The following is a 10,625-nucleotide window of genomic DNA, read 5'->3' as shown; positions in this document are numbered from 1 at the left end:
GATGGTGCATCCGGGAGGATTCGAACCTCCGACCGCTCGGTTCGTAGCCGAGTACTCTATCCAGCTGAGCTACGGATGCAAATGGCGGTGAGGCGGGGATTCGAACCCCGGATGCAGCTTTTGACCGCATACTCCCTTAGCAGGGGAGCGCCTTCAGCCTCTCGGCCACCTCACCAACACGCCTCTTGCGAGTGCTTCGAAGAACTTGTTTCTGCTCATCGTCGCTGCGTGGCGCACATATTACTTTCTGGGACTTATAAGTCAAACAATTTTTCCAGCGCTTTTATCGTTTGCACATTTCACGCGCAATTAGTCTGCAAAAACGGCAAAAAGAGTGTTTTATCAACAGATAAATTGGCAATTTCCTGAGGCAATGAACAAACGGAAAAATCGCAGGGAAAGGCAATGCGCGGATGGGAATCGAAAAAATGAGGAAGACGAAGAAGAAAAGAGAAGAAAAGGGATAATTCAATCAGGTTGCGCCTCACCAGAAAGGTGAGACGCGAAAACCTTAGTAACTGGACTGCTGGGATTTTTCAGCCTGGATACGCTGGTAGATCTCTTCACGATGGACAGAAACTTCTTTCGGGGCGTTTACGCCAATGCGCACCTGGTTGCCCTTCACCCCTAAAACTGTCACGGTGACCTCATCGCCTATCATGAGGGTCTCACCAACTCGACGAGTCAGAATCAGCATTCTTTGCTCCTTGAAAGATTAAAAGAGTCGGGTCTCTCTGTATCCCGGCATTATCCATCATATAACGCCAAAAAGTAAGCGATGACAAACACCTAAGTGTAAGCAGTCACGGCATCACATTCTGTTAAACCTAAGTTTAGCCGATATACACAACTTCAACCTGACTTTATCGTTGTCGATAGCGTTGATACAAACGCTACGGATTGAAGTCCGCAGCGTCGACTTACGCTTATAATTATTACAGTTTTGCGCTGACCCAGCCTTTCACACTGGCTAACGCTGCTGGCAGAGCCGCAGCATCCGTACCACCGGCTTGCGCCATGTCCGGACGACCACCACCCTTACCGCCTACCTGCTGAGCGACCATTCCAACCAGTTCCCCTGCTTTCACGCGATCTGTCACGTCCTTAGACACACCCGCAATCAGAGAAACCTTACCTTCCACTACCGTTGCCAGAACGATAACGGTAGACCCCAGTTGATTTTTCAGATCATCAACCATGGTACGCAACATTTTCGGCTCAACGTCCGCGAGTTCGCTGACCAGCAGCTTCACGCCATTGATATCAACCGCTTTGCTGGAGAGATTTGCACTCTCCTGCGCCGCAGCCTGTTCCTTCAATTGCTGCAATTCTTTTTCGAGTTGACGCGTACGCTCCAGCACGGAACGAACTTTGTCACCAATATTCTGGCTATCGCCTTTCAGCAGCTGCGCAATATCGCTTAAGCGATCGCTCTCAGCATGCACGGTTTGGATAGCGCCTTCACCGGTCACAGCTTCGATACGACGAACGCCCGCCGCAGTGCCTGACTCAGACACAATACGGAACAGACCGATATCACCCGTACGGCTGGCATGAGTACCACCACACAGTTCGGTAGAGAAATCACCCATGCTCAGAACACGCACGTGGTCGTCATATTTCTCGCCAAACAGCGCCATTGCGCCTTTGGCTTTCGCCGCTTCGAGATCCATGATGTTCGTTTCAATCGGCAGATTGCGACGAATTTGCGCATTCACCAGATCTTCAACGGCACGGATTTCAGCAGGCTTCATAGCTTCAGTATGAGAGAAGTCGAAGCGCAGCACTTTATCGTTAACCAACGAGCCTTTCTGTGCCACATGCGTGCCCAGTACCTGGCGCAGCGCCGCGTGCATCAGGTGCGTTGCGGAGTGGTTCAAGCGAATGCGCGCACGACGAGCTTCATCAACATCAGCCTGTACTGCATCGCCAATTTTCAGAGAACCCGCAGACAGCTTACCGATGTGACCAATCGCCTGGCCATATTTCTGCGTGTCGCTCACGGCAAACGCGAAGCCTGCGCCTTTCAGTTCACCCTTATCGCCAACCTGACCACCAGATTCCGCATAGAACGGAGTCTGATCCAGTACGACAACTGCGTCCTGACCTGCGTTAATTGCGTCTACCGCTTTACCATCAACAAACAGCGCGGTCACTTTGCCGTTAAGTTCCAGGTGTTCGTAGCCTTTAAATTCAGAGGCGCCATCAACACGAATCATCGCATTGTAGTCTGCGCCAAAGCCGCTGGCTTCACGTGCGCGACGGCGCTGTTCTTCCATTGCAGCTTCAAAGCCCGCTTCGTCAACCTTAATGTTGCGCTCGCGGCAAACGTCCGCCGTCAGGTCAACCGGGAAACCGTAGGTGTCATACAGACGGAATGCGGTTTCGCCATCCAGTGTATCGCCGGACAGTTTTGCCAGTTCTTCATCCAGCAGCGCCAGACCACGCTCCAGTGTACGCGCAAACTGCTCTTCTTCGGTTTTCAGAACCTGCTCAACCATAGCCTGCTGACGCTTCAGTTCTTCACCTGCGGAGCCCATGACGTCCACCAGCGGACCAACCAGCTTGTAGAAGAAGGTATCCTTCGCGCCCAGCATGTTGCCATGACGTACCGCGCGACGAATGATACGACGCAGCACATAACCACGGTTTTCATTCGACGGGACAACGCCATCGGCAATCAGGAATGCACAGGAGCGGATATGGTCAGCGATAACGCGCAGCGACTTGTTGCTCAGATCGGTCGCGCCGGTGACTTTCGCCACGGACTCAATCAGTGAACGGAACAGGTCGATTTCATAGTTGGAGTTAACGTGTTGCAGCACGGCCGCAATACGCTCAAGGCCCATACCGGTATCCACGGACGGCTTCGGCAGCGGTTCCATGGTACCGTCAGCCTGACGGTTGAACTGCATGAAGACGATGTTCCAGATCTCAATGTAGCGATCGCCATCTTCTTCTGCGCTTCCCGGAGGGCCACCCCAAATGTGGTCGCCATGATCGTAGAAAATTTCGGTGCACGGACCGCAAGGGCCGGTATCACCCATCTGCCAGAAGTTGTCGGAAGCATAAGCCGCGCCTTTGTTATCACCGATACGGATGATACGTTCGCGCGGAATGCCGACTTCTTTTTCCCAGATTTCATAGGCTTCATCGTCAGTTTCATAGACGGTGACCCACAGACGCTCTTTTGGCAGGGCAAACCAGTTTTCACCGGTCAGCAGTTCCCATGCGTATTGAATAGCATCATGTTTGAAATAATCGCCGAAGCTGAAGTTGCCCAGCATTTCGAAGAAAGTATGGTGACGTGCAGTGTAACCGACGTTTTCCAGGTCGTTGTGCTTACCGCCCGCCCGCACGCAACGTTGCGAGGTGGTTGCGCGGGAATAATTACGCTTGTCGAGGCCAAGGAACACATCCTTGAACTGGTTCATCCCGGCGTTGGTAAACAACAAAGTAGGGTCATTGTTCGGTACCAGGGAGCTGCTGGCAACTACCTGATGTCCTTTACTATGGAAAAAATCGAGAAACGCCTGACGGATCTCAGCGGTGCTCTTGCTCATAATTATCCTGAAGAAATCAAGCTAACGAAATGTCATTACCAGCATCGGCACGTAAACTGCGCCTCTGGCAATCGAAAAGTGGGAATAAGATAAGTTTTCTTTACTGGGAAGTAAAATCCCGTATGCGCTCAATCGTCAAAATTTCGCCATATTGCCTGAATATCTTCCATCAGATAGCCACGGTAGAGCAAAAAGCGCTGGACCTTTACCTTATCTGAAAAATCTACAGGTAAAGGTTCTCCGTATTTACGAATGGCCTGTGCGCGCGCAAGTGCTGCCCAGTCAATTTCGCACTCGCGCATGGCTCGTTCAACGGCTTCACGCGAAATCCCTTTTTGGTTTAATTCCTGACGCACGCGCGCGGGTCCATAACCTTTACGGCTACGGCTGGAGATAAACTGCTGAACGAAGCGGTCATCATCCAGATAACGACTTTCAATACACCAGGCGATGACCTTGTCGTAATCCTCCGGCGTTGCATCAATGTCTTCCGGTCCATTTTTTCCCATCACCGGAGCGGCCAGCTTACGCCGCAGTTCCTGCTCGCTGTGATCGCGCATCGCCAGTATACGTACAGCGCGGTCAAGAAGTCGGGAATAAGCGGAGCGGCGGGAAGTTGCTTCTGTCATAGTGAGCCTTCAGAAATGGAAAAGGGCTGCATGGTATGCAGCCCTTCTATGTGCGATAACGTCAGATTATCAGAAATCTTCGTTCGTTTCTTTTACATCTTCACCGCTGTCATCAACAGAGAAGTCTGGTTTTGAATCCGGGTTATTGAGCAGTAACTCGCGTACTTTCTTCTCAATTTCCTTCGCAGTTGCCGGGTTTTCCTTCAGCCAGTTAGTGGCATTCGCTTTACCCTGACCAATTTTCTCACCGTTGTAGCTGTACCATGCACCGGCTTTTTCAATCAGCTTCTCTTTCACGCCCAAATCGACCAGTTCGCCGTAGAAGTTGATACCTTCACCGTAAAGAATCTGGAATTCAGCCTGTTTGAACGGCGCGGCAATTTTGTTTTTCACGACCTTAACACGGGTTTCGCTACCAACCACGTTGTCGCCTTCTTTCACCGCGCCAATACGACGGATATCCAGGCGAACAGAAGCATAGAATTTCAGGGCGTTACCACCGGTGGTGGTTTCCGGGTTACCGAACATAACGCCAATCTTCATACGGATCTGGTTGATGAAAATCAGTAGCGTGTTGGACTGCTTCAGGTTACCGGCCAGCTTACGCATGGCCTGGCTCATCATACGTGCCGCAAGGCCCATGTGAGAGTCACCAATCTCGCCTTCGATTTCTGCCTTCGGCGTCAATGCGGCAACGGAGTCGACAACGATAACGTCAACCGCACCGGAGCGCGCCAGCGCATCACAGATTTCCAGCGCTTGTTCACCGGTATCAGGCTGAGAGCACAGCAGGTTGTCGATATCAACGCCAAGCTTGCGCGCATAGACGGGATCCAGCGCGTGTTCAGCATCGATGAACGCACAGGTTTTACCTTCGCGCTGTGCGGCAGCAATAACCTGCAGGGTCAGCGTCGTTTTACCGGAAGATTCAGGCCCGTAGATTTCAACGATACGGCCCATTGGCAAACCGCCCGCGCCCAATGCGATATCCAGAGAAAGCGAACCAGTGGAGATGGTTTCCACATCCATGGAACGGTCTTCACCCAGGCGCATGATGGAGCCTTTACCGAATTGCTTTTCGATCTGACCCAGCGCTGCCGCCAACGCTTTCTGTTTGTTTTCGTCGATAGCCATTAATTACTCCTGTCATGCCGCTTTCGGGTTAAACCGCGAAACGTGATAGATAATGTTCTGTTGGGGCAATTATACTGTATGCTCATACAGTATCAAGTATTTTGTAGAAATTGTTGCCACAGGGTTTGTAACGCGTAGGCGGTCGCCTGTCGACGTACCGCATCGCGATCGCCGCTGAAGCATTCCCGGCGAGTAATCCCCTCGCCGCTCGCGCTGGCAAAAGCGAACCATACCGTCCCCACGGGCTTTTCTTCACTGCCGCCATCTGGCCCCGCAATACCGCTAATCGAAACAGCGAAATGCGCGCGGGCCGCTTTTAGCGCGCCAATCGCCATCTCCACCACCACAGGTTCGCTCACCGCCCCATGCTGGACCAGCGTCTCTTCGCGCACGCCAATCATCTGCGCTTTGGCTTCATTGCTGTAGGTCACAAACCCGCGTTCAAACCAGGCGGAGCTGCCGGCAATATCCGTAATTGCTTTAGCTACCCAGCCGCCGGTGCAGGATTCCGCCGTCGTCACGGTTGCCCCGCGCGCTTTCAACGCCAGGCCAACCTGCTCGCTTAACTGCATCAGTTCACTGTCGGTCATTTCAGCCTCTGTCAGTTAAAAAAATATGCCGGACAAGATAGCACTTTCATAACCAAGATGGGGATGAGGAGACAATTTTACGAGGGGCATTCAGAAAATAGATAAACCGCATTCAAAAGAGTACCGGATAACGCACCAGGATAGCCTATTCGGTCTACAAGGAATTGCCCCTGTAGACCGATAACAAATGATTACTGCACGCGCGCCAGCGCGACCGCCTGACCCAATTGCCACACGGCCATGGCATAGTGGGTACTGTGGTTATAGCGGGTGATGGTGTAGAAGTTCGGCAGTCCATACCAATACTGATAACCGGTACCGATATCCAGTCGCAGCAGGCTGGCCTGCTGATGATTACCCAGGGACTGCTGCGGCGTCAGGCCTGCGGCGGCAAGCTGAGAAATGCTGTACTGGGTTTTAAAGCCGTTCGCCAGCCCAGGCGCCTGGCCATTCGCCGGAACCGCAACCATATCGCCTTTCACCCAGCCGTGGCCTTTGAAATAGTTCGCCACGCTACCGATAGCATCAACCGGATCCCACAGGTTAATGTGACCATCGCCATTGAAATCAACGGCATATTGCTTATAGGAAGATGGCATAAATTGGCCGTAGCCCATCGCCCCTGCGAAAGAACCTTTCAAATCGAGCGGATCGTCGCTTTCATCTCGCGCCATTAGCAGGAAGGTTTCCAGTTCACCAGAGAAATATTCCGCACGACGAGGATAGTTAAACGACAACGTCGCCAGCGCATCCAGAATCCGCGTTTTACCCATCACGCGGCCCCAGCGAGTCTCTACGCCAATAATGCCAACGATTATTTCCGGCGGTACGCCGTAGACCTGCCATGCACGATTCAGCGCATCTTCATATTGGTTCCAGAAGGCCACACCGTTTTGCACGTTATCCGGAGTGATGAACTGTTTACGATACCGCAGCCATGCACCGTTAGGTCCGGCTGGCGGTTGAGTCGTCGGCGCCTGGCGGTCCATCAAACGCAATACCGAGTCCAGACGCTTGGCCTGCGACAGGATCTCCTGCAACTGCTGGCGGTCAAAGCCGTGCTTGTTCACCATTTTCTCGATGAACTGCTGCGCGTTCGGATTATTGGCAAAATCGCCGCCCGTTTGCATGACATTGTGCTGTGGCTCAAGCAGGAAGCCGCCGGATGGCGTACCCGTAGTCGTTTGAGTCTCTGAAGGTTTAGGTTTGCTGCTACAAGCAGCAAGCAATACGAAAAGGGGAAGTAACGCTACATAACGACGCTTGAACATGAGACATCCATTAAACAAATTCAGCCTGGGAGAAGTATGGTAAAGCATCCTCCGCCACACAAGGAAGCAGTAGTCGCTCTCCTTCACAGAATTTCCCCCCTCTTGCACTCCTGACCGGCACATTTGCGCGTTCTCACGCACAATCTTTCAAGTTAAAATATTTATCTTTCATTTTGCGATCAAAATAACACTTTTAAATCTTTCGATCTGATTAAAATTAGTTACCGTTTGGCAAGATAACTAAAACCCCTACAGGAGAGAATAATGATCGACACCATCACACTCGGTGCTGAGTGGTTTATCGGATTGTTCCAGAAAGGCGGAGAGGTGTTTACCGGCATGGTGACCGGTATTCTGCCTCTGCTGATCAGTCTGCTGGTCATCATGAATGCGCTGATTAACTTTATCGGTCAGCAACGTATTGAACGTTTTGCCCAGCGCTGCGCCGGAAACCCGCTGTCCCGCTATCTACTGCTGCCGTGCATCGGCACATTTGTGTTTTGTAATCCTATGACGCTGAGCCTGGGCCGCTTTATGCCGGAAAAGTTCAAGCCCAGCTACTACGCAGCCGCCTCTTACAGCTGCCATTCAATGAACGGCTTATTTCCCCACATCAACCCCGGTGAGCTGTTCGTCTATCTGGGGATCGCCAGCGGACTGACCACGCTGGGTCTTCCGCTCGGCCCGCTGGCGGTGAGCTATTTGCTGGTCGGCCTGGTGACCAACTTCTTCCGCGGCTGGGTGACCGATTTCACCACCACCATCTTTGAGAAAAAAATGGGCATTCAACTTGAGCAGAAAGTACATCTGGCGGGAGCAGCATCATGACGCGTATTCGTATTGAAAAAGGCACCGGCGGCTGGGGCGGCCCGCTTGAACTGGATGCCGTGCCAGGCAAGAAAATTGTCTATATCACCGCAGGGACTCGCCCCGCAATAGTCGACAGGATAGCCAGCCTGACAGGTTGGCAGGCCGTTGATGGCTTCAAAGAGGGCGAGCCGGCAGAGAACGAAATTGGCGTGGCGATCATCGACTGCGGCGGCACGCTGCGCTGCGGGATCTATCCAAAACGCCGTATACCAACAGTGAATATTCACGCGACGGGTAAATCCGGTCCGCTGGCCCAATATATTATCGAAGATATCTATGTCTCCGGCGTGAAAGAAGAAAACATTAGCGTTATCGGTGAAGCATCCGCTGCGCCAACGCCTGCAAACAGCACGATGGGTCGCGAGTACGACACCAGCAAGAAAATTACCGAACAAAGCGACGGTCTGTTGGCAAAAGTCGGCATGGGAATGGGTTCAGCCGTTGCGGTTCTGTTTCAGGCCGGGCGAGACACTATCGATACCGTCCTGAAAACCATTCTGCCGTTTATGGCGTTCGTCTCGGCGCTGATCGGCATCATTATGGCGTCTGGCCTGGGGGACTGGATTGCCCATGGACTCGCACCGCTGGCCAGCCATCCGCTGGGGCTGGTAACCCTGGCGCTGATCTGCTCTTTCCCGCTGCTGTCCCCTTTCCTCGGCCCTGGTGCGGTCATCGCCCAGGTTATCGGCGTCCTGATCGGCGTACAGATTGGTTTGGGGAACATTCCTCCGCATCTGGCGCTACCTGCCTTGTTCGCCATTAACGCTCAGGCGGCATGCGACTTTATTCCAGTCGGATTGTCGCTAGCCGAAGCGCGCCAGGACACGGTCCGCGTCGGTGTGCCATCCGTACTGGTGAGTCGTTTTCTGACCGGCGCACCGACCGTTCTCATCGCCTGGTTTGTTTCCGGCTTTATTTACCAATAAGAGGCACTCAAAAATGACCGTGATTTATGAAACCACCATCACCCGCATCGGCCAGAGCGCCCCGGATGCACTCTGCGACCAGATGCTAATTACCTTTCGTGAAGGCGCGCCTGCGGATATCGAAGAATTTTGCTTCATCCATTGCCATGGGGAGCTGAACGGCTCTTTGCAGGCTGGGATCCAATTTGAGCTAGGCCAGCATCACTACCCGGTCACAGCCGTTGGCAGCGTGGCGGAACAAAACTTACGTGAACTGGGGCATATCACTCTGCGTTTTGACGGACTGAGTGAAGCGGAATTTCCCGGCACCGTACACGTTGCGGGCCCCGTACCGGACGGTATCGCACCGGGCTGTATTTTGAAGTTTATTGCTTAAGATTGAAGGAGATAAAGATGAATCAGGTTGCCGTTGTCATTGGTGGAGGCCAGACCCTGGGGGCATTCCTTTGCCGTGGGCTTGCGACAGAAGGGTACCGCGTCGCGGTGGTGGATATCCAAAGCGATAAAGCCGCCAACGTCGCGCAGGAAATTAACGCCGAGTTTGGCGAAGGCACCGCCTACGGTTTTGGCGCTGATGCCACCAGCGAACAGAGTGTGCTGGCGCTGTCGCGCGGAGTGGATGAAATATTTGGCCGCGTCGATCTGCTGGTTTACAGCGCGGGTATCGCAAAAGCCGCGTTTATCAGCGACTTTCAGCTTGGGGATTTCGATCGCTCGTTGCAGGTGAATCTGGTCGGCTACTTTCTCTGCGCACGGGAATTTTCACGCCTGATGATCCGCGATGGCGTCCAGGGACGCATTATCCAGATCAACTCCAAATCAGGGAAAGTGGGCAGTAAACACAACTCAGGCTATAGCGCGGCAAAATTTGGCGGTGTAGGTTTAACCCAGTCGCTGGCGCTGGATCTGGCAGAGTACGGGATCACCGTGCATTCACTGATGCTCGGCAATCTGCTGAAATCACCGATGTTCCAGTCATTATTACCGCAATATGCGACCAAGCTTGGCCTTAAGCCAGACGAAGTCGAGCAGTACTACATTGATAAGGTTCCGCTTAAGCGCGGCTGCGATTATCAGGACGTGCTGAACATGCTGCTGTTTTACGCCAGCCCGAAAGCCTCTTACTGCACCGGTCAGTCCATTAACGTGACCGGTGGTCAGGTGATGTTCTAAGAAACATGATTGCCCGGTGGCGCTGCGCTTACCGGGCCTACACACACCTGGTCGGATAAGGCACAGCCGCCATCCGGCAAAATCAAAGGAGCACATTATGGTTTCCGCACTGATTACCGTCGCCGCTATCGCCTGGTGCCTGCAACTGGCGCTCGGTGGCTGGCAAATATCCCGCTTTAACCGGGCGTTTGATCAACTCTGCCAGCGGGGTCGGGTTGGCGTAGGTCGTTCCGGTGGACGGTTTAAACCCCGCGTGGTGGTCGCCATCGCGCTGGATGAGCAGCAGCGGGTTACCGATTCGTTATTTATGAAAGGTCTTACTGTATTTGCCAGGCCCGGTAAAATTGCCACGATAATGGGCAAACATCTTGATGATTTACAGCCTGATGTGATCTTTCCCCATGATCCGTTAGCGCAGAATGCACTATCATTGGCGCTTAAACTGAAACATGGGTAATTTCGTTGTGAA

At 52.9% G+C, this 10,625-nt stretch carries 11 protein-coding genes and 2 tRNA genes; 5 read left to right on the top strand and 8 right to left on the bottom strand.

Annotated features, from left to right (window positions below; all coding sequences use genetic code 11):
* Nucleotides 1-2 precede the first annotated feature (2 nt).
* The 8 genes from OGW44_RS24620 to mltB all read right to left on the bottom strand — a co-directional run bounded on the left by OGW44_RS24620 (nucleotide 3) and on the right by mltB (nucleotide 7,187).
* A tRNA-Arg gene (locus tag OGW44_RS24620) sits at nucleotides 3-79 on the bottom strand.
* A gap of 3 nt (nucleotides 80-82) precedes the next feature.
* Nucleotides 83-175, bottom strand: a tRNA-Ser gene (locus OGW44_RS24615).
* Nucleotides 176-511: 336 nt separating this feature from the next.
* Nucleotides 512-697: a carbon storage regulator CsrA gene (gene csrA, locus OGW44_RS24610; RefSeq protein WP_000906486.1), complete on the bottom strand. Its 186-nt coding sequence runs from the start codon at nucleotides 695-697 to the stop codon at nucleotides 512-514.
* 238 nt (nucleotides 698-935) lie between these two features.
* Nucleotides 936-3,563, bottom strand: coding sequence for an alanine--tRNA ligase (alaS, locus tag OGW44_RS24605; protein WP_016157306.1), 2,628 nt, complete (start codon nucleotides 3,561-3,563; stop codon nucleotides 936-938).
* Between the two features lie 128 nt (nucleotides 3,564-3,691).
* Nucleotides 3,692-4,192, bottom strand: coding sequence for a recombination regulator RecX (recX, locus tag OGW44_RS24600; protein ID WP_016154165.1), 501 nt, complete (start codon nucleotides 4,190-4,192; stop codon nucleotides 3,692-3,694).
* 69 nt (nucleotides 4,193-4,261) lie between these two features.
* Nucleotides 4,262-5,326, bottom strand: coding sequence for a recombinase RecA (gene recA, locus OGW44_RS24595; RefSeq protein ID WP_016154166.1), 1,065 nt, complete (start codon nucleotides 5,324-5,326; stop codon nucleotides 4,262-4,264).
* Nucleotides 5,327-5,418: 92 nt separating this feature from the next.
* Complete coding sequence (gene pncC / locus OGW44_RS24590; RefSeq protein WP_016154167.1) at nucleotides 5,419-5,916, bottom strand: nicotinamide-nucleotide amidase; 498 nt, start codon at nucleotides 5,914-5,916, stop codon at nucleotides 5,419-5,421.
* 191 nt (nucleotides 5,917-6,107) lie between these two features.
* Nucleotides 6,108-7,187: a lytic murein transglycosylase B gene (gene mltB, locus OGW44_RS24585; RefSeq protein ID WP_046274844.1), complete on the bottom strand. Its 1,080-nt coding sequence runs from the start codon at nucleotides 7,185-7,187 to the stop codon at nucleotides 6,108-6,110.
* Between the two features lie 264 nt (nucleotides 7,188-7,451).
* On the opposite strand from mltB, the gene srlA reads away from it, so the two are divergent.
* The 5 genes from srlA to gutM all read left to right on the top strand — a co-directional run bounded on the left by srlA (nucleotide 7,452) and on the right by gutM (nucleotide 10,613).
* Nucleotides 7,452-8,015, top strand: coding sequence for a PTS glucitol/sorbitol transporter subunit IIC (gene srlA / locus OGW44_RS24580; protein WP_016154169.1), 564 nt, complete (start codon nucleotides 7,452-7,454; stop codon nucleotides 8,013-8,015).
* On the top strand, nucleotides 8,012-8,983 hold the full coding sequence (gene srlE / locus OGW44_RS24575; protein ID WP_169329883.1) for a PTS glucitol/sorbitol transporter subunit IIB: 972 nt from the start codon (nucleotides 8,012-8,014) through the stop codon (nucleotides 8,981-8,983). The genes srlA and srlE overlap by 4 nt, the downstream gene beginning before the upstream one ends.
* A gap of 13 nt (nucleotides 8,984-8,996) precedes the next feature.
* Nucleotides 8,997-9,359 (top strand): PTS glucitol/sorbitol transporter subunit IIA, encoded by a 363-nt coding sequence (gene srlB / locus OGW44_RS24570; protein ID WP_016157310.1) that lies wholly within the window; start codon nucleotides 8,997-8,999, stop codon nucleotides 9,357-9,359.
* Between the two features lie 17 nt (nucleotides 9,360-9,376).
* Entirely contained in the window at nucleotides 9,377-10,156 is a 780-nt protein-coding gene (srlD, locus tag OGW44_RS24565; protein ID WP_003037345.1) for a sorbitol-6-phosphate dehydrogenase, read from the top strand.
* A 97-nt stretch (nucleotides 10,157-10,253) separates the two neighbouring features.
* Nucleotides 10,254-10,613 carry a transcriptional regulator GutM gene (gutM, locus tag OGW44_RS24560; protein ID WP_016154172.1) on the top strand — a complete coding sequence of 120 codons (360 nt, stop codon included), beginning with the start codon at nucleotides 10,254-10,256 and terminating at the stop codon, nucleotides 10,611-10,613.
* Nucleotides 10,614-10,625: the final 12 nt, after the last annotated feature.

The sequence above is a fragment of the Citrobacter sp. Cb023 genome (assembly GCF_030336805.1).
GTDB classification, from domain to species: domain Bacteria; phylum Pseudomonadota; class Gammaproteobacteria; order Enterobacterales; family Enterobacteriaceae; genus Citrobacter; species Citrobacter braakii.
Note: the sequence above shows the minus strand (reverse complement) of the source record. Positions and strands in the feature narration are given on the sequence as shown.